20 protein-coding genes and 1 pseudogene are annotated in these 26,031 nt (G+C 66.0%); 7 read left to right on the forward strand and 14 right to left on the reverse strand.

Annotation, left to right across the window (positions count from 1 at the left end):
* Positions 1 to 21: 21 nt before the first annotated feature.
* The 4 genes from CXY91_RS12570 to CXY91_RS12585 all read right to left on the reverse strand — a co-directional run bounded on the left by CXY91_RS12570 (position 22) and on the right by CXY91_RS12585 (position 4,372).
* Complete coding sequence (locus tag CXY91_RS12570) at positions 22 to 960, reverse strand: lysylphosphatidylglycerol synthase transmembrane domain-containing protein (RefSeq protein ID WP_100961723.1); 939 nt, start codon at positions 958 to 960, stop codon at positions 22 to 24.
* A 90-nt stretch (positions 961 to 1,050) separates the two neighbouring features.
* On the reverse strand, positions 1,051 to 3,108 hold the full coding sequence (locus tag CXY91_RS12575; RefSeq protein WP_100961725.1) for a hypothetical protein: 2,058 nt from the start codon (positions 3,106 to 3,108) through the stop codon (positions 1,051 to 1,053).
* A 116-nt stretch (positions 3,109 to 3,224) separates the two neighbouring features.
* Positions 3,225 to 3,944, reverse strand: coding sequence for a hypothetical protein (locus CXY91_RS12580; protein WP_100961727.1), 720 nt, complete (start codon positions 3,942 to 3,944; stop codon positions 3,225 to 3,227).
* Positions 3,941 to 4,372, reverse strand: a complete 432-nt coding sequence (locus tag CXY91_RS12585; RefSeq protein ID WP_100961729.1) for a hypothetical protein — start codon at positions 4,370 to 4,372, stop codon at positions 3,941 to 3,943. The genes CXY91_RS12580 and CXY91_RS12585 overlap by 4 nt, the downstream gene beginning before the upstream one ends.
* Positions 4,373 to 4,498: 126 nt before the next feature.
* Between CXY91_RS12585 and CXY91_RS12590 the strand changes: the two genes are divergently transcribed.
* Together CXY91_RS12590 and CXY91_RS12595 are read left to right on the forward strand one after the other, a co-directional pair.
* Entirely contained in the window at positions 4,499 to 5,992 is a 1,494-nt protein-coding gene (locus tag CXY91_RS12590) for a polysaccharide deacetylase family protein (protein WP_100961731.1), read from the forward strand.
* Complete coding sequence (locus CXY91_RS12595) at positions 5,989 to 6,792, forward strand: formyltransferase family protein (protein WP_100961733.1); 804 nt, start codon at positions 5,989 to 5,991, stop codon at positions 6,790 to 6,792. Before CXY91_RS12590 ends, CXY91_RS12595 begins: the two co-directional genes overlap by 4 nt.
* Here CXY91_RS12595 and CXY91_RS12600 read toward each other — a convergent pair.
* Positions 6,752 to 7,774 carry a polysaccharide deacetylase family protein gene (locus CXY91_RS12600; RefSeq protein ID WP_100961735.1) on the reverse strand — a complete coding sequence of 341 codons (1,023 nt, stop codon included), beginning with the start codon at positions 7,772 to 7,774 and terminating at the stop codon, positions 6,752 to 6,754. The two genes, CXY91_RS12595 and CXY91_RS12600, sit on opposite strands and share 41 nt — an antisense overlap.
* Entirely contained in the window at positions 7,771 to 8,568 is a 798-nt protein-coding gene (locus CXY91_RS12605) for a class I SAM-dependent methyltransferase (RefSeq protein ID WP_100961737.1), read from the reverse strand. The genes CXY91_RS12600 and CXY91_RS12605 overlap by 4 nt, the downstream gene beginning before the upstream one ends.
* Positions 8,569 to 8,819: 251 nt before the next feature.
* Here CXY91_RS12605 and CXY91_RS12610 point away from each other — a divergent pair, with 251 nt between their 5' ends.
* The 3 genes from CXY91_RS12610 to CXY91_RS12620 are packed head-to-tail and all read left to right on the forward strand — an operon-like array spanning position 8,820 to position 12,852.
* Positions 8,820 to 9,770, forward strand: a complete 951-nt coding sequence (locus CXY91_RS12610) for a glycosyltransferase family 2 protein (RefSeq protein WP_100961739.1) — start codon at positions 8,820 to 8,822, stop codon at positions 9,768 to 9,770.
* A 27-nt stretch (positions 9,771 to 9,797) separates the two neighbouring features.
* Positions 9,798 to 11,801 (forward strand): hypothetical protein, encoded by a 2,004-nt coding sequence (locus CXY91_RS12615; protein ID WP_100961741.1) that lies wholly within the window; start codon positions 9,798 to 9,800, stop codon positions 11,799 to 11,801.
* Between the two features lie 10 nt (positions 11,802 to 11,811).
* Entirely contained in the window at positions 11,812 to 12,852 is a 1,041-nt protein-coding gene (locus tag CXY91_RS12620) for a DUF354 domain-containing protein (RefSeq protein ID WP_100961743.1), read from the forward strand.
* Positions 12,853 to 12,929: 77 nt separating this feature from the next.
* Here the strand turns inward: CXY91_RS12620 and CXY91_RS12625 are convergent, their stop codons facing one another.
* The gene (locus tag CXY91_RS12625) at positions 12,930 to 14,873 is read right to left on the reverse strand and encodes a hypothetical protein (RefSeq protein WP_100961745.1); all 1,944 of its coding nucleotides are present in this window, start codon (positions 14,871 to 14,873) and stop codon (positions 12,930 to 12,932) included.
* 552 nt (positions 14,874 to 15,425) lie between these two features.
* Here CXY91_RS12625 and CXY91_RS12630 point away from each other — a divergent pair.
* Positions 15,426 to 15,878, forward strand: coding sequence for an ABC transporter permease (locus CXY91_RS12630; RefSeq protein WP_100961747.1), 453 nt, complete (start codon positions 15,426 to 15,428; stop codon positions 15,876 to 15,878).
* Positions 15,879 to 16,311: 433 nt separating this feature from the next.
* On the forward strand, positions 16,312 to 16,461 hold the full coding sequence (locus CXY91_RS30910) for an ATP-binding cassette domain-containing protein (RefSeq protein ID WP_282569379.1): 150 nt from the start codon (positions 16,312 to 16,314) through the stop codon (positions 16,459 to 16,461).
* Between the two features lie 87 nt (positions 16,462 to 16,548).
* Here the strand turns inward: CXY91_RS30910 and CXY91_RS12640 are convergent, their stop codons facing one another.
* The 7 genes and pseudogenes from CXY91_RS12640 to CXY91_RS12670 form a co-directional block, all read right to left on the reverse strand.
* Positions 16,549 to 17,628: an NAD-dependent epimerase/dehydratase family protein gene (locus CXY91_RS12640; RefSeq protein WP_100961751.1), complete on the reverse strand. Its 1,080-nt coding sequence runs from the start codon at positions 17,626 to 17,628 to the stop codon at positions 16,549 to 16,551.
* A 55-nt stretch (positions 17,629 to 17,683) separates the two neighbouring features.
* A complete protein-coding gene (locus CXY91_RS12645) occupies positions 17,684 to 18,619 on the reverse strand; it encodes an NAD-dependent epimerase/dehydratase family protein (RefSeq protein ID WP_100961753.1) in 936 nt (311 codons plus the stop codon).
* A gap of 13 nt (positions 18,620 to 18,632) precedes the next feature.
* Positions 18,633 to 19,592, reverse strand: coding sequence for an NAD-dependent epimerase/dehydratase family protein (locus CXY91_RS12650; protein WP_100961755.1), 960 nt, complete (start codon positions 19,590 to 19,592; stop codon positions 18,633 to 18,635).
* Between the two features lie 25 nt (positions 19,593 to 19,617).
* Positions 19,618 to 21,555, reverse strand: coding sequence for an asparagine synthase (glutamine-hydrolyzing) (gene asnB / locus CXY91_RS12655; RefSeq protein ID WP_100961757.1), 1,938 nt, complete (start codon positions 21,553 to 21,555; stop codon positions 19,618 to 19,620).
* A gap of 132 nt (positions 21,556 to 21,687) precedes the next feature.
* A complete protein-coding gene (gene asnB, locus CXY91_RS12660) occupies positions 21,688 to 23,586 on the reverse strand; it encodes an asparagine synthase (glutamine-hydrolyzing) (protein ID WP_100961759.1) in 1,899 nt (632 codons plus the stop codon).
* A gap of 1,186 nt (positions 23,587 to 24,772) precedes the next feature.
* Positions 24,773 to 25,129: pseudogene (locus CXY91_RS31130) on the reverse strand (DUF2793 domain-containing protein); the annotation flags it as partial.
* Positions 25,130 to 25,226: 97 nt separating this feature from the next.
* Positions 25,227 to 26,003 (reverse strand): SDR family oxidoreductase, encoded by a 777-nt coding sequence (locus tag CXY91_RS12670; RefSeq protein WP_091837431.1) that lies wholly within the window; start codon positions 26,001 to 26,003, stop codon positions 25,227 to 25,229.
* Positions 26,004 to 26,031: the final 28 nt, after the last annotated feature.

The raw sequence follows: 26,031 nt of genomic DNA on the forward strand, positions 1-26,031 counted from the left end.
GGACCACGGGGGACGCTGCAATCAAGGCCGCGCCTTTCGCAGCACGAACGCCGTTACGACGAGCCCCAGCAGCAGCGGCAGCGCCGTGCGCAGAGTGCGGTGAACCAGCGCGATCGCGGCCGCCGCCTCTGCTGGCGCTCCAGCCTGCTGGAGCAGCAGCACGAAGGTTACGTCTCGCACCCCGATCCCGAGCGGCAAGAGCGAGACCGCGCCCGCCAGATAGGAGATGACGACGGCGTGCCCGATCGCGCTCGGCGCGATCTCGGCCCCGAGCGCGCGGCCAAGGAACCAGATGGAGGCGACGTCCACGACATAGGTCGTCGCCAGCCAGAAGGTGGCGAGGGCGAGCGCTCCGGGTCTCAGTCCGAGCATGGCGCTGCGCAGGTCCAGCACGAACTTGCGGATCGGGCCGGAGGCCCGGAACAGGCGCCCGACGCCCCAGAGCCGGTCGAGCACGGGCGGCCCGAGCGCAACCGCGGCGACGCCGGCCGCCAGCATCGCCGCAGCGGCCAGCGAAAGCGGCAGGGCGCGATCGCCCGCGAGTGGGCCAGGAATCACCATGATCGCTCCCATCAGGAACAACCAGAGCAGGCTCTCGATCGTGGTCTGCGCCGCACCGACGCTGACCGGAATGCCCGCCAGCATCTTATAGAAGGCGAGCCGCGCGGGCACTCCCAGCTTCGGATCGCCGGCCAGGCTGACGGTGCCCGCCGCCAGCATCGCCGTCATGACGTCTCCGACCTTTGCCGGATAGCGCATGCCGTGGAGCAAGGCAGCCGCTCCGGCCGCGTGCAGGACGATCATCAGGACCGTCGATGCGCACAGGGCGAGCAGCGGCCATGGGCCGAGAGCCGCAAGGACCCGCCAGTCGACATGGCGCAAGAGATAGAAGAGCGCAGCCGCCCCGACGAGCAGGCCGGCGCCCCAGAGCAGACGCTTGCGCATCAGCAGGCCACTCATGCCCGCCTCCGCGAGCAGCGCGCCGAACCGCCCGGCAACGCCTTGCGGGACAGGGTCTCGGCAACGGATGTCCCGGTCCCGAACGGCATGCTAGGATTTTTTCGAGGTGTTCCGCCGAATGAAGAGCCACAGGTAGGAACTCGTATCCGTGCCGTTGATGATATACTCGGCATCGTTCAGATAATCCTTGAGAGGGTATCCCGGCGGCATCGACGCCAGGATGAAATTCGAATACATCGCAATCGCGCAGATGTTGTTTCGCGCCAGGTAGCGCTCGATCTCGTCGACTGTCTTCAACAGGAAAAGCTCACGGTTGACCGCCGAGAAGATCATGACGCGCGGCCGTGCCCAATGGTAGGACAGCTGGTCGACTTCGCTGAGATAGCGGCAGCTGTCGTCATATCCGGACAGCTTCTGCTCGAATGCCGCAATCGGCTGCCGCAGGCCATCCTCGTAGATCGGGGAGAAGGTCCGCTTGATATTGTCCTTGGCCGGCAGCGCAACGCCTATGACGATGGCCGTCGCGACGACAACCGCGGCCCACCGGACCGGCGGGTCGGGGATTCGTGTTCCGGTCACCCGCCCCGGCGCCATCACGCCGGCGATGTCACGGCCGGTCACGCCGCCATAGGCGACCGTGACGACCGTCGCGCAGATCGCAGCCAGAAGCAGGTACGATTGCAGCGTATAGCGCGCATTCATGGCGAGCCATTGCGAGACCGCATGGCCGCCGACGTCGAGCCAGCCCGAGAACAGGATCGATTGTGAGAGCAGGATCAGGCTGAGGCAAACGAGGATCATCCCGACAGGCGCAGTGGGCTTGCGCTGGGCGAAACGCGAGAGCGCCAGGGCGATGCAGACGATCGCGACCAGGAAGCCGCCATAGGTCAGACCCCGCTGCACCGGGCTCAGGTCGCCGGTGAAGAGCGTCAGGATCGGATGGCGAAGCAGATCCTGCGAGACCCCGCGCTTGTCATTGTAGAGTTTCAGCAGCGGCGCATAAGGCGTACCCGCCAGGACCTCGTCGCTGGTGACGTTGCCGGCGCTCAGCGAGCCGGTCCGAAGCAGATTCGCGATCAGGTGGCTGAAACCGACGACCGCGCCGATGCCGGTCGCGATGCCGAGGCACAAGGCGAGCCACAACCGCTGCCCGAACCGATACCGGCCGCGCGTCCGGAGCAGCAGAAGCGCGATGCAGCCGCCGACAGCGGTGAGCGGCACCAGGAAGAGCGCCAGCGAATGGCCGCCCGCGACGAAGCAGGCCGTGATCGCGAAGCCGGCCCCCAGAGACAGGATGCGCCCGGCGCTGCGGATCGGCGAGGCACAGCAACCGACGAAGAAGGCGATGAGAAGCACCAGCGGGATCAGCCGGAACGCGTCTCGGCTGTGAGCCGAGACCATGTAGCCCAACCCAGGAATGCTGCAGAACAGGAGGATTGTCAGCAGCGCCGCCGAGACCCCACGCACGCGCTGGAAGAGGGCCGCCACGCTCAGCATCAGCAAGGGCACGGTCGCGATGATCGCCCCCGGAGCTGCCGGATTCGCCCCGCCTGGGAGGGCTCCGCTCGCCGCGATCGCCGAAGCCAGATAGGCCTTCCAGAACGGGCCATGCAGATCGCCGCGCAGGGAGCCGTCCGCCAGCCCGGCTCCGCCGATGATCTGCCAGCCATCCCTGTGGGTGGCGAAGTGGAAAGCCTGGGCGAGATATTGCGTCGCGTCACCGCCCGACGGCGTCCTGACGAAATTGGCGGCGAAGACGTGTCCCGCGAAATAGATCAGGACGACGACGGCGGCGACCGCGCACAGATCGAGAACCGTCACCTCCGGATCGCTGCGCCGAATGCCGAAAAGCCGTCCCGGCGACGACAGGGCGGCGTTCGGCCGCAGGAGGCGGAAGCCCAGCAAGGCGGCCGGGACGACCAAGAGGGAGGGAACGAAGGCGAAGAGCGGCAGCGGGCTGCGCGGAACCAGATGTGCGAACAGGATCGTCGCCGACGCCACGAGGAAGGGAGCGAGGCAGACCCCCGCGATGAAGCGGGCCGGTCGCGACAGCGGTATCGCCTTCGGAAAGCAGGTCGCGAGCAGCCCCGCGGAGAGTCCGACCAGCGCGAGTTGCAGGTGCCAGGCGACAGTTAGCGCCGAGGACATTGCTCGAGCCCGAGATGGATCAACGGGGCAGCTCCGAGGATGCCACACGCTTCGGCGGCGCGCAGAAGCAGCATGTCGTCACGACGCCTCGCCCGCAGATGCCCGCAGATAGCGGGTCATTGCCTTGTACATCGGAGCTGCGTCCAGCGGATGAAGACGGCGTTGTTGCTGTCGCCGTTCTCGAAGGCCTTGTAGCGAAACTGTCCCTCTCCGGCATAGAAGCTATCCATGGCGAAGGCCATGTGCTGCCGGGCAAGATCGTGGTCGCCATAGACCAGGGCCGTCATGATCGCCTGCGCGACGTCATGGGCGTCGACGGGCCAGGTCTGATCCGGGCTCCAGCGCGGCTTGTCGTCTTCGATCAGGTGCGCTTTCGAATAGGCCCAGCCACGCTCGATCGCCTCGGCCACGCGCGCATCGCCAAGCTCGGCGTTCACCTTTATCAGCCCTTCGAGGATGTAGCCGGTATGCCGGCCATCGATGATGGTATCGTCCGGGTGCTCGCGATAGGCCGGCGAATAGTACCAGGAGCCGTCTGGATTCTGGTTATGCGCCGCCAGCGCGACCGCACGGGCAGCGAGCGCGGAATAGTCGTCCCGCCCGAACACCAGCGCGGCGCGCTGCAGCAGCGCCGCCGCCGCGACGCTGGCATTCAGGATGAGGCGCGTGTCGCCGGGCCCGTAGAGGATGCAGTCTCCCTCCGGCAGCTCGGCCACGCCGCATTCCTCCACCATGAACCGAATGCCGGACTCCACGCGTTCCGCCACGGCCTGTCGATCGAGAAGGTGGATCGCGTTCATCATCCCCTCCAGAACGATGGTGGTGGTGATCGTCATCGGCCAGTGCTTTGGGTGCTTTTCGGCGCCCCACCAGACGAAGGGCAGTCCCCAGGCGTAGTGCTGAGAGAGGGGCTGCGGATTTCGCCGAGCAACTGGAAGATCCTGGCGGCGCGCCGGCGGGCGCTGTCGTCGGTGGCTCTCAGCCCTTCGCCTGCCAGCGCATCGCCGAGCGCCTGCGCCATGTAGATAGGCTTGGCCATGCTGAAGAGCTGCTTCGGGATGAAGGCGTGATACGGCTTCATGACCCGCCGCGCGAAGCTCACCAGCCGGCCGAACAGCGCCTTGTCACTGGCCCGGGTCAGGAGATTGTCGAGCTGGTATGGATCGTTCCCGGCGTAGTCCTGATTCTCGAGCCATTGCCCGGTAGCCGCACAGGCGATCGCGACGCGTCCGTACAGGCCGTCGTCCCGTCCGTCGGTAGTCATGCTACTCATCTGATGTGCCCGGTGAGATGGTCCGAAGAGAAGAGGTGCGCTCCCGCGATCAGGCCAGGCATTCGCCATCTCGCCCGTCATTGCAGCCCGGCCGTCCTATAGGCTAGAGCCCCTGCCATGAGCAAGTCGACCGCGACATCGGAAATCGCCGGCTCCGCGGAGCCGGGCCAAGGGAACCGCAACGGCATCCTTTGTTTCGTCTTGTCCGGTTGGCCGGCCTCGCTGCAGGGGCGTGCCGCCCATGCGCTGCTCGAGCTGGGAGTGCGCCTCGGCCTGCGCTTCACCATCGTATCGGAGCACGACCGGCGCCCGTCACAGAGCACGGTCGTCACCTATCGTTTCGATGGCCCCGGCGACCTGCCCTGCGCGTGGGGACGTCCGTCCGCCATCGTTCGCCTGCCGGAGCGGACATTGTGGGCTCCCCGTGACGACGGCGGTGCTCCCGACGTCGTCGCCGGCGTCGCTGAGCTCCTGTCCGGCGCGCATGAACGCCCGCTCGTCGCCGCGGACTACGACAAGCTCGGCCGCATCAAATCCGAACGTCACCCGCTCGCCAAAGCCGGCCTGCTAACTGCACCGCTCGTCGAGGCCGCAGCCGCCTGGCTCGGCGAGCAGCTCCGCAAGACCGGCCTGGTAGTCGAACGCACTTCGCAACCCTGGCCCGGATCGGCACAGCGAGCCATCGTGCTGAGCCACGACGTAGATGGGCCGAGGCTGCAATCGCCACGCACGCTGCTGCGGTATCTCGGCTATGGCTTCGTCATGGGCGCCACCGATGGGCGGGCTTCCTTCATCCATGGTGCGCTGACGCGCCTCGCACGGCGGCCGGATCCGCAATGGACATTCGAGCAATGGCGCAGGCTCGAAGCGAGCTATCGCCTCCGCTCGACATTTTTCGTCTATCCCGGCGGGGCCGGTGCAGGGCGGGACGCGCGCGACCCGGACTACGATCCGGCGGAACCGGCACTGGCGCGCGAGCTCGGCGCCCTCGCGGAGCAGGGTTGGGAGATCGCGGTGCACACCGGGCTTCGCGTCCGCAGCGTCGCGGACTATCAAGCCGGATGCGCGCATCTTCGCAATGCCGTTCCCGCCGCGGCCATCTCGGGTGCCCGCCCCCATTACTGGGGGCGAGACTGGCAGTCTCCGACGGCGACCTGGGCGACATTGGACGCCGCCGGCTACGCCTATGATGCCGGAGCCAACCCTGGCTCGCTCGGCTTTCGTTTTGGAACCTCCACGCCGTTCCTGCCGAGCTTTGTCTGGCGGGGCGATTGCGAGGGGCTGCTCGTGCTGCCGACCGCGATCATGGATTCCTATGCCGTCAAGCGAACCTCGCCGCTGCCCTCTCCAGACCGGGAGGCCGCCCTGGCGGCGATCGAGCAGGCCGGAGCCGCCGAGCATGGCTTCCTCATGCTGGACTGGCACGAGCGCGTGCTGGCCAATATCGGCGTCTGGAAGGGCTTCATGGCCCCCCTGCTCGAACGCCTGAACCGATGGCGGGAGGATGAAGAGATTTGCTTCCTGACCGCGGGAGAGGCCGCGTCGCATTGGCGAGCCCATATGAAGCGCTGCTACATTCCCCTCGAACGCTTTCCGGCCGTGCAGCCATGATGCCGATCGTCGTCGTCGCGCGCCGCCCCTCCGCCTATGCGCGCCGAATCATGGCGGGCCTTGCCGCCGGTGGACGCCCGCCGGCCCTTCTCCTGAGCGGATCGCGCGTCGAATTGCTCGTCGGCCCGGTCGAGAAGATCCTGCGTGTGCGCCGGCAGCTCGGCCTGGTCGAGGCATATCGTTACATTCGCCGGCTCGGCGAGGCCTTGCCGCCGGGGGCTCCTTCGCCATCGACGCAGGAGTTGCTGGGGACGACGGGCTGCCGCCATGTCCTCTACGATGCCGTGAACGGCGGGGCGGTTCTCTGCGAACTCGCCAGCCTCGCGCCCTGCATCGTCGTGCTTGCCGGGACCGGGGTCGTCGACCGCGCCTTCCTTGCGGCCAACCACAAGGGCCATGTCGTCAACGGGCACCCCGCCATCCTGCCGGGCGTTCGCGGCGTCGACGTCGTCGAATGGGCGCTAGCGGAGGACCGACCGCTCGGTGTCTGCGCCCATCTCGTCGACGCGTCCGTCGATGCCGGCGACCTGCTGCTCGTTTCGCGGTTCGAGATCAAAGCGCAGGACCATAGCCTTGAAATCCTGAAATCGCGCATCATCGACCGCCAGGCCGACGCGGTCGTGGCGGCGACACTCGCGCTCGCCAGCGGCGAGGCCCGGCCGCAGCGGCACGACCTCGCCCGATCGGTCTTGCGTCTCACAGCTCCCGCGCAAATTCACACGCTGGCGCGGCAGAGATTGGCCGGCCGCGTGATGGCGCTCAGCGCGACGCGAACAGTTTCTGCAGATGACGAGGCTTGACCTTGCGCAGGAGCCAGCCCGTCAGCTCGAGGTGGCGCAGGAGCAGGTCCGAGCGGACGAGAGGAGGCGGCTTCGCCAGCGCTTCCTCCGCAGAAAGCACCCTGGCGCGCTGCGCCGCCTGCTCCAGTGTGACCAGTTCGCCACCATACCGGCCGACGCAATCCGACAGGAGCGCTTCCAGCGTCGCGCAGGCCCGCTCGTCCGGCCGAAAGCCACGCTCGATGTCGATCAGCGAGTAGGAATGCAGGAACAGCACGACGATCCGCTCGCCATCGGCCAGGACCGCCTCGATCTGGCGCCGCAATTCCCCGGGACTGCACCAGTCCGGATCGAGCTTCTTGACCATGGAGAACAGTCGCGGCGCGCGCGAGAAACTGCCCAGCGCGAGTTCGCAGCCCGTCACCGTCACCGGGATTTCGAGCACCCGCCCCCGCCGGACCGGGGCATTGACCGTCAGCGGCGGCTCGTTCAGCCCGCAATAGGGATAGCCGGAGAAGACGCTGGAATCGATCGTGATGCCGTTGGCTTCGAGCGCGGCCAGCGTGTCGTAATTGGCGCCGTAGCCACCCGCCCTGTGGCTGACGGGACGCCGCCCCGTCCAGGTCTCGATCAGCTCGGCTCCCTGGCGCACGAACTCGGTCTGGGCCTCGCGGTCCAGCGCCTTCATCGTCTGGGCCATGCCGTATCCCCGACGACCTTCCGGAAAGGCCGGGTGCGTGTGGAGACCGACTTCGTGACCACGCTCGGCGATCTCGCATGTGACCCCGGCGACGAGCTCCTCGCTCACCGTGCGCCGGTTCTGGACATCGACGAAGAAGGTGCCGCGCCCGCCATGGCGCTCGACGATGTCCATGATGCGCGGCGTGGCATGGTCGCGGCCGCCGATACGGCCGCGATAGGTGTCTATCGGGGGACGAGGCTCGAAGAAGTCCTCGACGTCGACCGTGACGACGAATTGCGGGCGCCCCTCGCCTGCGCTCATTTCAGAGCCCGTGCGATCACGAGGTGGAAACGCGCATGCCGTCCGGCCCAGTCATGGCGGGACAGGCGCCGGTCGAGCCCTTCGGTCGCCCGGACCAGGCCGTTCATCACCGGGAACAGCGGCGGCCAGATGTTCAGCGGGAACTCCGGCACGAAATCCGGGATCATCCGCATCCCCGTGAGCTGCACGATCTCGAAACGCCCACGCAGCAGGCCGGCCAGCTCATCGCGCGAGAACAGGACGCGGTGATAGCCCGAGCTCCCGTTCGCCAGGCGCCGGGCGATCTTGGCGAGATAATACGGCGAGTAGTACAGATAGCGCGCGAACCGCGCCGTCTCCTCGCCATTGATGATGGTCGCACAGAAGATGCCGCCCGGGCGCAGGACACGGCGGATCTCGTCGAGCGCGCCGTCGAGGCTCGGGAAGTTGTTGGGCGCGGTGCAGGAGACGATCAGGTCGTAGCTGTTGTCCTCGAACGGCAGCGCCATCGCATCGCCGACGCCGTAGGTCGCGGGCAGGTCGCCGTTCTGCGCTTGCGCATGCACGATCATTTCCGGGCTGAAATCGGCACCGTGGACCGCGAAGGCTCCGCCCTGCGCGCGCTTCGTCGCGGCGATCCAGCGGGTCAGGCGTCCCTCCCCGCAACCCAGGTCCAGGATGTCGTGCGCATCGGCGACGAGCGGGGCCAACGCCTCCCGCTCCAGCCGGTCTGTATAGATCTGGATCGGACGCACGCGGATGGCCGAGTAACCTTTCGCTTGCTCATCATAAAAGCGTAGGGTCTCGTCATTCATCAGAACACTTCCATTTTCGTACCTAGGCCGAGTTACCGCTGTCACTAGAGGAACACGTACGAATTGGAAGATATTTTTTGCCGCGGCGGCAGCCCTTACTGTTGCCCAATACGGCGGAATGTCCGATAGGGGCGCGTCGCTCCTTGGAAAGCCTCCCGGCCAGCGGCTCTATCGTCGGCCGGGGGTGAAGAGGAGGCGGCGCGGGCTATCCGCCAATCGACCCTTCTGAAGACCGCGCCGCGGGAAGCCATATGTACAAGTCCAAGACCGTTGCCGTTGTGGTGCCCTGCTACAACGAGGAGAGGCTGATCAGCCGCGTCATCGAGACGATGCCGGATTTCGTCGACCACATCGTCTGCGTCGACGATCAGAGCCGCGACCGCACGGTGGAGATCGTGGAAGGCCATGCGGCGGCGCAGCCCGGACGCGTCGTCCTGATCCGCCTGCCGCAGAACGAGGGCGTCGGCGGCGCCATCGCGGCCGGCTATCGCTGGGCCCGCGACCACGGCATCGACGCGACCGCGGTGATGGCGGGCGACGCGCAGATGGACCCTGAGGATCTGCCGGCGCTGCTCGATCCGGTCGTGGCCGGCGAGGTCGACTATGCCAAGGGCAATCGCCTCTTCACCGGCGAGGCCTGGAAGATCATCCCGCGAGTCCGCTATATCGGCAACAGCCTGCTCTCGCTGCTGACCAAGATCGCCTCCGGATACTGGCATGTCGCCGATTCCCAGACCGGCTATACCGTCGCGACCCACAAGGTCCTGAAGACGCTCGACCTGGACGAGATCTACAAGCGCTACGGCATGCCCAACGACGTGCTGGTCAAGCTCAACATCTACGATTTCCGCGTGCGCGACATCCCGATCAAGCCGATCTACGGCATCGGTGAGAAGTCTGGCATCAAGCCGCTCCGGCTCGTGCCGAAGCTGTCGCTCCTGCTGCTGCGCCTGTTCGGCTACCGGATGCTGCACAAATACGTCATCCGCGACTTCCACCCGCTGCTGCTGTTCTACCTGACCGGCTTCGTGCTCCTCTTTTTTGGAGCGCTGGCGGGCCTATATGTCATCATCCATCGCCTGTTCGTCGGGTCGATCGGCGACAACACGCCGCTCTTCACCGCCTTTCTCATCCTGATGGGGTGGCAATCGGTGATGTTCGCCATGTGGCTCGACATGGAAATGAACAAGCATCTCAAATAGGCAGCGGCCTGAGGCGGAAGATCGTCCATGTGTGGCATTTTCGGAGTGGTGGCGCGGCCGGGTGCGCTCGACCATAATCTGGTGGAGCGCGCCGTCACGCGGCTGTTCCTGCTCTCGGAAACGCGTGGCAAGGAATCCGCCGGCCTCGCAATGGTCGGCCCCGGTGCGATCTCCTTCCAGAAGAGCGCCCAGCGCCCCCGCGACTTCATCGCCTCGAAGGGATTCGCACCGTGCCTGCGGCAGGCGCTGAACGCGGCCCATGACGCGAGCGAGCCTTTCGCGCTCTTCGGCCATTCGAGGCTCGTCACCAACGGCGCGCAGAACCTGCATGCCAACAACCAGCCGGTGATGTCCGGCGGCATGCTCGGCGTCCACAACGGGATCATCGTCAACGACGAGGCTCTGTGGCGCACGATGAACGCCCCGGAACGCCATGCCGAGGTCGATACCGAGGTGATGCTGCAATTGCTGCGGCGACGGCTCGAGAACGGCGACACCCTGACCGCCGCGCTGCGCTCGACCTTCGGCAAGCTGCTCGGCACCGTCTCGACCGCCCTGGTTTTCCAGGATCTCGATTGCCTGGCCCTGGCGACCAACAACGGCTCGCTCTACATCGCCCGCAACGACGCCGACGGCACCACGGTCTTCGCTTCGGAGCGCTACATCCTCGAGGAGTTCCTGACGACCAAGGGGCTCGGCTGGCCCTGCGACCTAGCCGCCATTCGCCAGATCGAGGCCGACCACGCGCTGCTGATCGAGCTCTCGAACCTCGCCGGCCACCCGGTCGACCTGCGGGCGAACGCGGATGCCGGACCCGCCATCGCGGCCCGGAACCGTGTCATACGCGACGAGACGCCTGCCGAGTCGCGCGATCTGACGGCCTTCAATTCGGCGCCCGAGGTGAAGCGCGGCAACTTTTCCTGCTTCGAAGTCGATACAGCCCCGATCGGCCGCCTGCGCCGCTGCACGCGCTGCATCCTACCGGAAACGGTGCCCTTCCTCGACTTCGACGAGCAGGGCGTCTGCAATTTCTGCCGCACCCACAAGCGCAAGACCTATCTCGGCAGGGCGGCGCTGGAGGCGGATGTCGAAAAGCTGAAGGCGCGGCGCGGCAGCGCCTCCGCCGACTGCCTGATCACGCTCAGCGGCGGCCGTGACAGCAGCTACGGCATCCACTACGCGGTGCGCGAACTCGGACTGAAGCCGATCGCCTACACCTATGACTGGGGCATGATCACCGACCTCGCCCGCCGCAACCAGGCGCGCATGTGCGGGGCGCTCAAGGTCGAGCACATCCTCGTCTCGGCCGACATCGCCGACAAGCGGGACAACATCCGGCGCAACGTCTCCGCCTGGCTGAGACGGCCGGCGCTCGGAGTTATCCCGCTCTTCATGGCCGGCGACAAGCAGTATTTCTACCATGCCAACGACCTGGCCAGGAAGCTGCACCTGGAAGCCACCGTGCTCGCGTCGAACCCGTTGGAGAAGACGCATTTCAAAGCCGGCTTCTGCGGCGTGCCGCCGACGACCGGACATCGGCCGTCCTTGACCTCGCAAGCACGCATGGCGGGCTATTTCGGCAAGGAATTCCTGCTGAATCCCGGCTATTTCAACAAGTCCCTCGTCGATACGACCGGCGCCTTCCTGAGCTACTACTCGATCAAGCACGAATATCTTCGCCTGTTCGACTACATCCCCTGGATCGAGAGCGAGGTGAACGACACGCTCCTCGACCAGTACGACTGGGAAACCGCGAGCGACACGCGCTCGACCTGGCGCATCGGCGACGGCACGGCGGCGTTCTACAACTACATCTACTACCGCGTCGCCGGCTTCAGCGAGAACGACACCTTCCGCTCGAACCAGATCCGCGAAGGCATGCTGGATCGCGAGACCGCGCTGCGCCTGGCCGAGACGGAGAACGCGCCGCGCTTCGAGTCGATCGCCTGGTACTGCAGCGTCATCGGCCTCGACCCGAGCGAGGTCCTCGGGCGCATCGCGCAAATCCCGACGCTCTACCCGAAGGCCTGAGCCCGGCGCCATGCACGTCCTGTTCGATATCGGGCATCCGGCCCATGTGCACCTGTTCCGCCATGTCGCCAAGCGCATGCAGGCGCGCGGCGACAAGGTCTCCGTCACCATCCGCGACCGCGGCATCATCGGCCGGCTGCTCGACCATTACGGCCTGCCCTACACCGTCGCCTCGAAGCCGCGCACCGGTCTCGCCGGCAGCGCGCTCGAGCTCGCCATCCACAACTGGCAGGTGCTGAAGGCCTCGTTGCCGGACCGGCCCGACTTCCTCGTCGGGACCTCGGTCTCCGTCGCCCATGTCGGCCGGCTGATCGGCAGGCCCTCGATCGTTCTCAACGAGGACGACGCCGACTACGTGCCGCTTTTCACCAAGATCACCTATCCCTTCGCGACGCGTGTGGTGATCCCCGAAATCCTGCGCGACGAGAAGACGGCCAAGGTCCGCACCCACAACAGCTACCACGAGCTCGCCTATCTTCATCCCGACCATTTCACGCCCGATCCGGCGGCACTCTCGCTGCTCGGGGTCGCGCCGGGGGAGCCGTTCTTCATTCTGCGACTGGTCTCGCTGACCGCGCATCACGACACCGGCGAAGAAGGGCTGTCCGAGCAGCAGGTCGGGCGCCTGATCGCCTTGCTCGAACCGCATGGCCGCGTCTTCGTCAATGCGGAAGGCAACATGCTCGAGAGCCTGAAGCCCTTGGCTTTCCGGGCGCCGCCCGAGCATATGCACAGCATCATGGCACACGCCAAGATGCTGATCAGCGACAGCCAGACGATGACGATGGAAGCCGCGCTGCTGGGCCGCCCGGCCATTCGCTGCAACAGCTTCGTCGGCCGCTGCTCGGTCATCACCGAGCTGGAGGAGCGCTACCAGCTCGCCTGGGGCTTTCGCCCGGCGCAGTTTCAGGAGCTGCTCGCGCTCGCCCAGACGCTGCTGGATGATCCGGAGACCGAGACCGTCATGGCTCGACGCCGCGCCCATGCGCTCGCCGAGAAGGGCAATCTCGCCGACTGGCTGATGGACCAGTTCGACAAGGGATTTCCCTGAGACGGCTCGGCAGGCGGCGCGTCCGCCCCGGCCGCGGGCCTAGCCACGCCGGTCGTCGCAGCTGACGCTCGCTTGCGCTATGGCGCGGCCGGCGGATCGTTGCGGATATAGATGCGCCAGGGCGCCGCGTCGTTCAGTTGGAAGGCCGGGCTCGCCAGCACCTGGCTCAACGGCGATCCGGGCCCGGCCATATCGATATAGAGCCCGTTATAGAGGACGACGGCGCAGACGTTCTGCCGGTCGAGCTTGCGCAGCAGCGCGTCCTTGTCGGTCTCCTGCACGAGCTCGCGCAGATATTTGCTGTAGAGCTGGACGACCGGCCGCCGGGCGTAGAAGTTGACGCCCGTGTCCTCCGACAACGTCCGGCATCCCGGCGGCAGCGCATCGGTCAAGGCGTTCAACTTCGCCGAGAGCAGGACGTAGCCGTTGGTGGGGTGATAGAGCCAGCTGCCGCCGAGCCTGCCGGCGGCCAGCAGAGCCGCTGCCACCACGGCGCCGCCGAGGATCGCCGTCGCAACCGGGCGCTGGTGTGGCAGAAGCCTCGCCCGGGCTGCCGCGCCGGCCGCGACACCCCAGGCGACCACGAGCGCCGCGAACAGATACCATTGCATGGCGTAGCGCGGATTCAGCACCGTCCAGTCCGACAGCTTGTAGCGGCCGGCATCGAAGGCGCCGGCCAGGAGCAGGCTCTGGCACAGGAACCAGGCCGTCAGGAGCAGGCCGGCCATGCCGGCCCCCTCCTCGTCGTCCCGGCGCGACGGCGTGCGCCTTCTGAACCAGGCGAAGGCGGCGATGGCGATGACGGCGAAGGCCGCCGCGCTCGGCCAGCCCCCGTCGCGGGCGAAGCTGATCCTCAGGCGGCTGGCCAGGACCGAGCCCTCGCCGATCCGCGCCGTTTCGCGCGCGGCATGCCCCTGGGCGTAGACGGTACCGGCGATGACCTTGGCAGAGTCGACATTGTCGCCGGTCAGCGAGCCCGTTTCCATATAGGCCGCGGCGACATGCAGGGCGCCCAGCCCGAAGCCGCAGGCGACCGCAGCCGCCAGCGCGATCGCCTTGAAGGCAGGCTGGCCGCGGGACAGCGACAGCAGCAGCCAGGGCGCGACGATCAGCGGCACGAGCACGAGCGCGAGCGCGTGGCCCTGCAGGGCCCAACTGCCCAGCACGACCGCGAGCGGCACGGCGGCCAGCCCTGCGTCGCGCAGCCGGTGCTGTGCATGCGCCATCAGGAATGCGCAGAGCAGAAGAAGGGCCGCCAGGCGAAAGCCGTCGCGATCGCCACCGATCGAAATGCCCGGCAATTGCGGAACCGTCACGATCATGAGGATGGTGAGGGCCGCCATGCCACGCAGCCGCGTCGCGCTCGCCAATGCGATGCCGCTGCATAGATAGGCCAGAACTGTCGCCTGGAAGCCGAGCCGGGCCGCGCTCTCATCGAAGGGCCCGGCCCCTAGGAATGAAGACATGGCCAGCGCAGACGCATTGTAGCCGATCCACAGCGCGCCATGCGCATCGCCGCGCAAGCTGGCATCGGCCAGCCCGTCGATTCCGGCGATCGCGAAGAAGCTGCGATGCGACAGCAGGTGACGCGTCTGCGCCAGATACTGCAGGCTGTCGGAGTTGCCGGTCGGTTGCTGCGCATAGAACAAGAGGCGCGGCGCGATGACGAAGAGCAGCACAGCGAGGCTGGCGAGCAGCGCCCAGAGCAGCGGGTCGCGCCAATCGACCGACGGCATGCGCATGCGAGCGAAGCGCAGTCGCCGCCAACAGCACGCAAGCAGGACAACCCCGGCCATGGCCGGCGCCAGCGCCAGGAGGCCGACGGGAAGACCGGGCGCGAGGAGCGTCAGGCCGAGCAGGAGGGAGGCCGTTGCGAACGGTGTCGATGCGATCGCGAATGCGATCCGGCCCCAGCCGGGCAACGGCAAAGCACGCGGCATCGCCAGCGCCGCACAGGACAGCCCGGACGCAAGCAGTATCTGGCCAACCGAATAGGCAGCCGGCGCTAGGCTCGTCACCATCCCGCCTGCCCGGCAGCAGCTGGGGGATGTCTTTCGCGAGCCACGGACTCGCGGCCGGCATCGCCGGGGCTGGATTGCCTGCACACCGACATCATGCCGCGTACCGTGCGGGGTCCGGACAGTCGCCGGACACGAGCGCGCAGATATCGGCGATACCGTCCATGATCGAGCTCTTACCGCATCATCGCTGCACAAGGCGCTTGGCCTTCCGCGCGCCGAACATCCTGATAAGCCAACCTCCGGCGAGAGACAAATCGAGCGGCACACTGCCATCCTGGCTCGCTGCCGCAGCCTCCGCCGCACCTGAATTCGGAGACCTGCCCCCGCCGGCGCCAGGTCATTGACTACGAAGCGCCCATCCCGTTAGAGCACTCTCGCGCCATGCGGGCTGCCGGCAGCCGTGAACGGCGCTTGGGGCGCCATCGCGGTACGTGACGATGTTTCTAGGCGGATAGCGGCTCTGGTTCTCCACCGAGCAAGCCGACGGCGCTGCCAAGCAGGGATATCATCCAGCATTCGAGCCAATATCTGTGGTCGCACGGGCAATTGCTGATGCGCATCGCCCGCAGCGAGATCACAGCCCGGTTCGCCGGATCGATCCTGAGGGCCGGCTGGGCCATCGCCACGCCCGTGCTGATGTTGATGATCTACGCCGCCGTCTATCTGCTCATCTTCAGCGTGCAGGTCCCGGGGAAGACCGGCGCCAGCTATGTCGTGCTGATCTTCACCGGTCTCGTCCCCTTCCTGACGACGAGCGAGGCGCTCAGCACCGGGGTCTCCTCCGTCGTGGCGAACCGGGCCGTGCTGGCCGACACGGTCTTCCCGATCGACCTTGTGCCGATAAAATCGGTCGTGCTGGCGCAGGTGACCATGCTCGCCGGGCTGGGGTCGTCCTGGAAGCGGCGCTGGTGCTCGGCCAGCTCAGGGCGACGGTGCTTCTGCTCCCGGTCATCTGGCTGCTGCATGTCATGTTCCTGGTCGGCCTGCTCTGGCTGCTCTCGCTGATCAACATCGTTTTCCGCGATTTGCAGAACTTCATCGGGATCATCCTGATGTTCCTGATGATCGCCTCCCTATCGCCTATACGCCGGAGATGCTTCCGGACGCACTGAAACCGCTGATCACCTTCAATCCGATCGCCTATTACATCATCGCCTATCAGGACATCATCGTTTTCGGCCGGAATCCGAGCCTGTAGTCATGGATTGTCCTGGTCACGATGTCCGTCGTCCTCTTTGTCGGCGGCGGGCACTTCTTCGCGCGAGCAAAAAGAGGCTTGATCGACTATGTCTAAGCCTCTTGTCATAGACTTCCAGAACGTCGGGAAGATGTACAAATTTTACAAGGATCGAAAGGAAAGCCTTATCGATCTTACCGGCATCTCGAAGATCCTCCCGTTCAATCGCCCAAGATCAACGAGTTCTGGGCACTGCGCGACATCAACTTCCAGCTCGCGGCGGGCGCGCGTCTCGATATCGTCGGCCGCAACGGGGCTGGCAAGACGACCTTGCTGACGCTGACTGCGGCCGGGCTTGACGAACAGGCCCTGCGCCGCGCCGGTGACGCGCTGACCCCAGGCATCGGGTGACGACCGGCCTTGCCGGCGCGCCCGCGATCGGCTGCAGGCGCGAAGGCGTCCCCGAAGATCGCCGCCCGCCTGTCGGAGGCGGCCGCGTCAGGCGCTCGACGCCGCAGCTGCGTATCCCGTCACCTCCGGTACGAAATGCGCGTGGCTCGTCATGCAGCGCATGATTGTCGCCTTGTTGGCCTTCGTCCACTCGACCGTCCGGCGGACGCCCTCCTCATGCGGCACCTGCGCCACGAAGCCGAGCTTCTCCCGCGCCTTGTCGGTCGCGGCGAAGCGCTGGCCCGAACGGTCCCAGTCGCGCGCCGGGGTCAGGGCGACCGGCGTCTTGTTTCCGGTCGCGGCGTTGATGCGCTCTGCTAGCTCGCGAATCGAGATCTCGGCGCCAGAGCCGAGATTGTAGATCTCGCCCGGCTCGCCCCCGAGGCCGCAGGCCATCAGGCCGCGGGCCATGTCCTCGACGAAGATGAAGTCGCGCGTCGCGATGCCGCCGTTCTCGACCGGGAGCGCCTCGCCATGCAGCGATTTCCAGATGAAGGTCGGCGTGACGTTGCGCCAGACGGTCGCCGGCGTGCCGCGCCAGCGGCCCGCACCGAGGATCTCGCCCGGCCCATAGACGTTTTGGAAGCGCGCCTTAACGAAGGGCAGGCCGAAGCGCGTGAAATAGTAATTGCCGTACATCTCCCCGATCAGCTTCGAGATCGAGTAGGGGCTGTCGTGGAAGAGCGAGACCGGCGCATCCTCGGTGGTCGCGCTCGCACCGTCGAAGGTCTTGGCCGCGACCGCGCAGCCGGCCGCCGAATAGACCACCTTTTTCAATGACTTGATATCCTTCAGCCGCTCGAACAGCTTCAGCGTGGTCAGCGTGTTGTTCTCGTGATCCATCAGCGGGTCGTGGATCGACGACTGGTTCCCGTGGAAGCAGGCAAGGTGATAGGCATAGTCGAGGTCGTCATCGAGCTCACGCAGGATCCGGTCGCTGGTGATCGGCCCGCAGACCAGCTTCACCGCCGGATCATCAGGCACATTGACCGGATCGGCCGAGAGGAAATTGTCGACGATCGTCAGCTTGCGCGGCTTCTCGCGCAGGATTTGCTTGACGAGATTGGAGCCGACGAAGCCGGCGCCGCCGACAACGAGCACATTCGTGTCAGCAAAGTTCTCGGTCATGAGAGAACGTCCGTTTGGGGGTGCAAGACGACGGGTCGGCGAAGGCGTTTCAGGCCTAGGCCGGAGGCGCCTTCAAATGGCTGTAGATGGCAGTGACACCGTGCTCGTCATACCACGCCAGCATGCGCCGGATCGTCTGCTCGAACGAGTATTTCGGCCGCCAGTCGAAGGTCTCGATCGTCTTCGACGGGTCGAGCACCACGGCGGGAACATCGTCGGCACCGGTTTCGACCTCCGGAACCGGCTCCGCAAGCGTGATCCCCAGATGGTCGACGACGATGTCGAAGATCTCCTTGATCGTATGGCCGGTGCCGGTGGAGACGTTGAAGAGGCCGGTCCGCGCCCCATCCGCCATCACAGCGTCCATCACCGCGAAGAAATCGTCCATGTCGATGAAGTCGCGTACGGTCTTCGAGCAGAAGCAGCCCTTGCCCGCCTTCAGCCTTGTATAGAAGGTCGGAATGGGGCCGATCGCCAGGCGCGGACCGGTGACATTGGCAAGCCGCAGCGAGACGAAGGGCAGGCCGGACATGGCGAGATAGTTCTCGCCGGCTTGCTTCGAGACGCCGTAGCTGGTGAAGGGCCGCGCCGGCGCATCCGCCGGGATCGGCAACTTGTCGGGTCGTCCATAGCCGAGCGCGGTGTGGAAGTTGACGAAGCGTTTGACGCCCGCCGCCTTCGCCGCCTCGACGACATGGATCGTGCCCTCGACATTGGTGCGCGTATCCTCCACCCAGTCGTCCGGATCCTTGTAGGCCGCGGCCGAATGGATCACATGGCTCGGCTTGAACTCGGCGAAAAGCCGGTAGACCAGGTCGCGGTCCTCGACCCTGCCTTCGACCACGCGCATCGCCGGATGCTCCTCCGGCAGCGAGCCACGATGGCCGGTGGCGAAATTGTCGAGCACGAGCACCTCGTGCCCGTCCGCCAGATAGCGCTCGGTCAGATTCGAGCCGAGGCAACCCGCCCCGCCGGTGATCAGGATGCGCATGATGCGATCGCCTTCAGCCCTTGGCCGCCGTCTTGATGTCGGCGCGCGCTTCCTTGAGATGGGTATAGCCGCCGACGACGCCTTCCTTCTCCCAGCGCTCGACCGAGAGCCGCGCGATCTCGTCAAGCGAGGTGAACTCGACATCGCCGAAATCGGCGAAGGTTCGCGAGGGGTCGAGCAGGATCGAGGCCGCATCGTCCGGGCCGAGCGGCTTCACCTCCGGGTCGGGATAGTCGTTCAGCTTCATCGCCTTGACCACGGCGTCGTAAAGTTCCTTGATCGCCACGTCCTTGCCCGACGAGAAGTGATAGGTGCCGTTGCCCTTGCCGTCGGCGGCCTGGACCACGACCTTGGCGAGGTCGCCGGCATAGCAGAAATCGCGCCGCGCCGGGGTGACGAAGCACTTCTTGCCCTCGGCAAGGCGGCCGTAGAAGATCGGCAGTGGGCCGGAGACGTTCCGCGGGCCAATGACGTTGGCGAGGCGGAAGGTCACCCAGTCCACGCCCGAGAATTGAACATAGTGCTCGCCGGCGGTCTTCGAGATCGCGTAGCTCGAATTGACCGGGTTGATCGGGTGGTCGAGCGTGATCGGCTGCTCCAGCGGCTTGGTGCCGTAGCACAGCGCTGTCTGGAAATAGATCAGTCGGCCGACTTTGTGCAGCTTGCAGCCCTTGGCGATGTTGGCGCCGCCGACCGCGTTTACGAACGCGTCCGTCTCCCAGTCCTCGGGATCCTTGTAGGAGGCGGCGGTGTGCACGACGACATCGGGCTTGAAATCGGAGAAGAGCTGGTCGACCAGCTTCGAGTCGGTGATCGAGCCCTCGACCTGCGTCAGGTGTTCGTGATCAAGCAGATTGTCGCGCCGGCCGGTCGAGAAATTCTCAAGCGACATCACGGTATCGCCGCGCGCGAGGAACATGTCCGCCGCCGTCGAACCGACCTGGCCGGAGCCACCGGTAATGAAGACCTTCATCGTGCTGTCCCTTTGAGTGCTGCTGTCATTGCGCCGCGACGCGCGCGGGCTCGACCTCGTCGAGCATCCGCCGGTAATCGGCGGCGCGATCGTGGAAGATCTGGTGCCAGAGTTCGAGGCTTAGCAGCCCCCAGGTCTTGCGCGAGAAGCGCTCGGCCTTGTCGAAATTGGTGAGGATGGCGTCGGAGTTGAAGAATTCGCGATGGCGGTTCTTCTGGGTCGAGAAGATGTCCGAGACCAGGCCCTTGAGCTCGCCCGAAAACCACTCCTTCAGTGGCACCGGGAAACCCATCTTGTCGCGGCGCTGCGCCAGTTCCTGCGGCAGGTCGGCGGCAAAGGTCGACTTGATGAAATGCTTCATCTGGCCGCCCTTGAACTTGATGTCGGCCGGAATCGTCGCGGCGAACTCGACAACGGAATGATCGAGCAGCGGCACGCGCGATTCCAGCCCGTGCGCCATCGACATCCGGTCCTCGACCTGCAGCAGCGCCGGCAGCAGGCACTTGAAGTCGAAATGCGTCATCGAGTCGAAATAGGCTTCCTTACGGACATTGCGCTCGGAATTGAAGATTCCCTGGAAGCGCGAGAACACTCCGGTGAGATCGAGCGCCGACCAGTCGACCTCGCTCCCCATGTCGGCGGAGCGGTCGATCAAGCGGAAATAGCGCTCGTCGAGCGGGCCGAACAACCCCTTGGAGAAGAGCTGCCGGATCAGCGGCTTGTATTCCTGCAGCACGGTCAGGTGCGGAATGATCGATTCCGGCGTGACGACGAAGTTGCCGTTGCGCTGCGTGCCGTCGATCGACGCCTTCAGAGCCTGTTCGAGATAGGCGATCAGATAACGGGCATAGCCGCCGAATATCTCGTCGCCGCCCTGCCCGCCGAGCACGACCTTGACATGCTGCGCTGCCAGCTTGGACACCATGTATTGCGGGAACGAGCCCGGCCCGGCGACGGGCGTGTCGAGATGGTAGATGACCTTCTCGATGCTGTCCTGGAAATCGCTCGCGCCGATCTCGATCTGGTGCAGGTCGATGCCGCCGTCGCGGCAGGCTGCCTCGGCATAGAAGCTCTCGTCGTAGCCGGGGAATTCGGTGAACTTGCCGTGGAAGCCGATCCGGCCGGACGCTTCCTCGCGCCCCGCAAGAATGCCCATCAGGCTGGAATCGATGCCGCCCGAGATATAGGCGCCGACCGGCACGTCCGAACGCAGGTGAACCTTGATCGAGTCGGAAAGCCTGCCGCGCATCTCCTCGCCGAACCAGCGCGGGCTGTGGTCCCAATCGATGTCGTAATGCACGTCCCAGTAACGGAAGACGCGCACCTCGCCGTTTTCCACGGTCAGCGCATGACCCGGCAGGAGCGAGTGGACATGTCTGAAAAGCGTCTTCTCGCCGATCGTGTACTGGAAGGTCATGTACTCCGCGAGCGCATCCGGATCGGTCGCGATCTCCGGCAGCAGCGGCAGCAGCGCCTTCATCTCCGACGCGAAGTACAAGGTCCCGTCGACGACCCCATAATAGAACGGCTTAATGCCGAACCGGTCGCGCGCCGCGAACAGGCGCTGGCCGTCATGGATCGCGAAGGCGAACATGCCGCGCAGATGCGTCAGGCAGTCCGTGCCCCATTTCGCGTAGGCTGCAAGGATGGTCTCGGTGTCGGAAGACGAGCGGAACCGCCAGCCGGATTTCAGCTCGGCCATCAGCTCGAGGTAATTGTAGATCTCGCCGTTGAAGGTGATGACCGCGCCGCTTTCGCCGACCATCGGCTGGTGGCCACCGGGGGACAGGTCGATGATCGCGAGGCGGCGGTGCGCCAGCCCGCAGACGTCGCCCGGTGCGCGCCAGAAGCCGTGACCGTCCGGACCGCGGTGGGCGATCAGGTGATTCATCGTCGCGAGCGCATTCGCGAGCTTTGCGACCGGCTGGCGCGCCAGCGACACCGCTCCGGCAATTCCGCACATGGGCAAACCTTCTGAGATCGCTCGGGGTGTCACCTGTCCGCCCCGATGAACCTTCCGGTGCAAGAAACCGGCTGGAAGCCGACGGCCTTTATCAGGAGCGCCGCCGGTTGTCAGCCATGAAGGCTCTCGCCTTCATAGCGTAGCGCCCATGCGCTCGCCCCACATGCCGAGATTGACGATCCGCCAGAGCGTGAAGTCGAGCGGCCGCTCCCCGTCCAGCGCCTCCTTGGCCAGGGCCCGCACACCGCCGGCATTCATCAGGCCGGGGTAGAGCGCAAGGGTCTTCTCGATCCCGTCCTCGACCAGGCCGCGCAGCGGGCCGCGGAACCAGATCTCCTCGGGCGTCGCGAAGCCGAGCTTGTCGCGGCGCTCACGGACCACCTCCGGAAGGATGCGCTTCATGGCCCGGCGCAGGACGCGCTTGGTGTCGCCGCCAACGATCTTGTGATCATTGCCGAGCGCAAGTGTGAGCTCGACCAGGGGGTGGTCGAGGAACGGCACGCGCGCCTCGATCGAATGGGCCATCGAGTTCCGATCCTCCCAATGCAGCAGCATGGCGAGGTTGGAGCCGTAGGTCAGGGTCAAGCACAGGGATCGGATGTCGGTGACCGGCGGCAGGCCGAGCGTGTCGCTGGCGAGCTGGAAAGCGGTCCCGGGATTGCCCTGCTCCCGCAGAATGTCGGTGCCGAGCCAGTCGTGCTGCGTCAAGGCGCGATGCTGGCGGCGTAGCAACCCCGCAAGGCGCCCCGGCAACAGTGGGACGAGATGGTTGCGGAACTGCTGATAGATCGAGGTGCCGTGATAGCGGTTGCGCTCGACCATCGTGCGCAGCAGCTGGCCGAATTGCCAGCGCCGCGTCAGGTCGGCCATGTAGTAGGGGAAACTGCCGTGGTAGCCGGCGAGCTGCTCGTCCGCGCCCTGCCCGTCGAGCATGACCTTGACGCCGACGCGGCGCGCTTCCTCGAACACGCACCATTGCGCGAAGATCGAGGTCGAGCCGAAAGGCTCGTCCTGGTGCCAGGTGATGTCCGAGGCGCGCTGGAAGACGTCCTCGGCCTTGGGGAAGACGAAATGCGGCTCGGTGTGCGCGTGCGCCACGACCGCGTCCATGAACGGCTTCTCGTCGACGCTCTTTTCCGCATAACAGGCGGAAACGGTGTTGACCTGCGCCCCCCCGCTGCCCGAGCCCATCATCTGCGACATCAGGCAGACGATGGCAGAGGAGTCGAGGCCACCCGACAGGCACGAGCCGACCGGCACGTCGGAGCGCAGATGCAGCCGTACGGATTCGGCGAGGGCCGCGCGGAAGCGCTCGGCCGCCTCGCCTTCCGAGATCGACAATTCGCCGGCGGCCGGCGGGTACCAGCGCCGGACCCCGACAGTCACGGAACCTTGGCGGCTGGCATCGATGGTGGTGCATTCACCGCCGCGCAATTGCATCACGCCGTCATACATCGTCTCGGCCGTATGGTCGGCGATGCCGGACGACAGGAAGTCATGCACCCGCGCGACGTTCATTCGCCCGCTCAGCTCGGGCAGACCGAGCAATTGCTTGATCTCAGAGCCGAAGGCCGCGCCGCGCGGCGTCGAGAACAGGTACAGCGGCTTGATGCCGTAGCGATCACGGGCGGCGAAGAGCGTCTTGTCGCGATCGTCCCAGATCAGGAATGCGAACATGCCGCGCAGGCGCGGCAGCGCCGCCTCACCCCAAAGCATGTAGGCGCGTAGTAGCACCTCGGAGTCGGAACCGCTGACGAAGACCTCCCCTCTGGCGCGCATTTCCTCGCGCAATTCCAGATAGTTGTAGATCTCTCCATTAAAGACGAGATGGTAACGACCTGAGGCGTCCGACATCGGCTGCAGGCCGGCATCGGAAACGTCGATGATCGCGAGGCGACGATGGCCGAGCGCCACCGGCCCGCACGGGCTCGTGTAAGTCTGCCAGCCGCGACCATCGGGCCCGCGATGCGAAACGACGTCGATGCGCGCCGGATCGGGTTCGAAACCGACGGACGCAAACAGACCGCACATGCGAGGACGCCTCTCTCTGCCAGAAGGAGGCCCCTCTTATCCGAGCCCGGCAGCCCGCGAAAGCCCGGCGCGGCGCATGGCCAGCCGCGGCCGTCCGCTCAAAGCTCGCGGTGAACGAGATGTCGCCGAACTGGGCGTAGACCCGGCCCGTGACGTTGGCGCGGATCGACACGATTGCAAGCGAATTGGAGTACGCCGCGATCGAGCGCTCGCTGCCATAGATCTTGGACTCCTGCTGCACGCTGTAGCCGGTCGTCGGCGTCGTCCGCATCGTTGTAAGAAAAGCCAGGTACTGCTGCATGTAACCAGTCGCACTCTGATAGCAGTCCAGCGACATTGTCGTCTGCGGCCGCCAGTGATAGCGCTCGCAAAGCCGGCGTTCCTCGGCGAGGCTGCGCAGCGCCCACCCTGTCGCGACCCCGCCGAATTCGAGCTTCACCCGTCCGAAGCTGACGGGTCCCGACGCCGGCGCAAGGCGCACCGACAGGTTGCCGGTATCGTCCGCCGCCGGTCTCAACGTGACTGACCGGCGGCCGGATCCGGCGGCGATGGTGCCGCTGGCGCTGCCCACGACCACATCCAGATTGCCGCCGGCGAGGTCTTCGACGGACACGGACATTGGCGCCGAGGCGAAAGAGGACACCCCCCACAGCGCAGGCTCGACGACCTGGACGATGGCGCCTGAGGACAAGGTCACGGCAAAGCCGCCGCGGGTGAGATTTGCCCCGCTCGTATGCGCCTTCCAGCGGTCGAAGCAGAAGACGCCGGCCGTCAGCGCGCCACCGGCGAAGCTGCGCTGATTGACCTGGAAATCGCCGTTGATCAGCAGGTTCTGCTGCGGAGTCTCGCGCGCCCAACTGCTGGCGGGCAGGCTGACCAACCCAGTCGCGCGGTCGATCATCAGCGCCTCGGTCCAGCTGCTCCCGTCCGGGCTGACCTTGATCCGGAGCTGGTCGTCACCGGCGAGCCCGATCTCGGCCCGGCCCGACCAGTTGTCCTGGAAGAGCAGGCTCGCCGTGCGCGCCGCATTCGCCTTGTTGAGCTTGAGGCGATGGTCGGTGCCCGCGTGATTGAACAGGGTTGCGTCGGCGGAGACCGAGAGCCGGTTCGTCGTATCGGCGGTCGCATTCACACCCCAGAGCGCGGCACCAAGACTGCTCACCGGCTGTGAGCGGCGCCATTCCGTGCCGGTCCAGACATGGTGCTCGGCCTCGTCGCTCACCCAGGCCTGCCAGCCGGAGCGCGGGTCGAGAAAACTCCAGGCGCCGTCCTCGAAGATCGCAAGATCGTCCTGGTGACCGGCGAAGACGCCGGTGCCGCCAGCGGGCACGATGTAGGCGGCGGTCTCGCCAGGCGAAGCCGGCGGGACGGTCTGTGTCCGGCTGGCGACGACGAGATGCACCAGCGCATCGAGCCGCATCAGCGCATCATTGTGTGTGACGTGTTTCTGCGCCTGCCCGGCGGCGAGCAGGGGCAGGCCAAGACGTGGCGTTTCGCTCATGGGACCTCGCTGGATCGGAGCGGCACGCGGGAGGCGCGCCATGCCAGCCGATTATGCGGGCTCCGCAAGCAGCGGGGATCGATTGCGAATCTATCCCCGCACTGGGTCGATCGAGCCGGAAAAACGCGTTTGCAGACCCTCAGCTCAGCATCCGCGTATCGCCGCAGACCGAGATCTCCTGACCGGAGATCGTCTTGGCAAAGGGCGAAGCCAGGAAGACGATCTGCTTGGCGATGTCATTGGGGTCGACGAACTGCTTGATCGAGACGCCGGCGAAGAGCCGGTTGGTCATCTCGTCATGCGAGACGTTGAGCGAGCGCGCCTTGTTGGCGATCACGCTCTGGATGCGCGGCCCGTCGACCAGGCCGGGGCAGATCGCGTTCGCCCGGATACCGAACTCGCCGAGCTCGGCCGAGAGCGCCTTGGTGAAGCCGATCACGCCCCATTTCGCCGCGGCATAGGGCGAGCGCAGCGGGAAGCCGTGCTTGCCAGCCTGGCTCGAGAGATTGACGATCGAGGCGTTCGTCGACTGCTTCAGATGCTCCACGGCGAGCCGGGTGCAGTTGAACTGGCCGGTGAGGTCGATGGCGACGCAGGAATCCCAGTCCTCCGGCGCGATCTCGTCGACGCGGCCCGTCGGCCCGGCGATGCCGGCATTGTTGACCAGGCAATCGAGGCCGCCGAGCGCCGCCAGGGCTTCCTCGAACAGGCGCGCCACCGCCTTGCGGTCGGAGACGTCGCAGACCGAGCGCGTGATCGCCGGATCGGATTCTGCCATGGCCGCGAGCGCCTTCTCGTCGACATCGCAGATATGGACCTTGGCGCCCTCCGCCGCAAAGGCGCGCGCCGTCGCCCGGCCGATGCCATTGGCGCCCGCCGTCACCAGCACGCGCAAACCCTTGATCGTCAGATCCATCGTTTCCGTCCCTTTTCCTTCGTTCTTC

Source organism: Allobosea sp. FBZP-16, from assembly GCF_002831785.1.
In the GTDB taxonomy this organism is placed as follows: Bacteria; Pseudomonadota; Alphaproteobacteria; order Rhizobiales; family Beijerinckiaceae; genus Allobosea; species Allobosea lupini.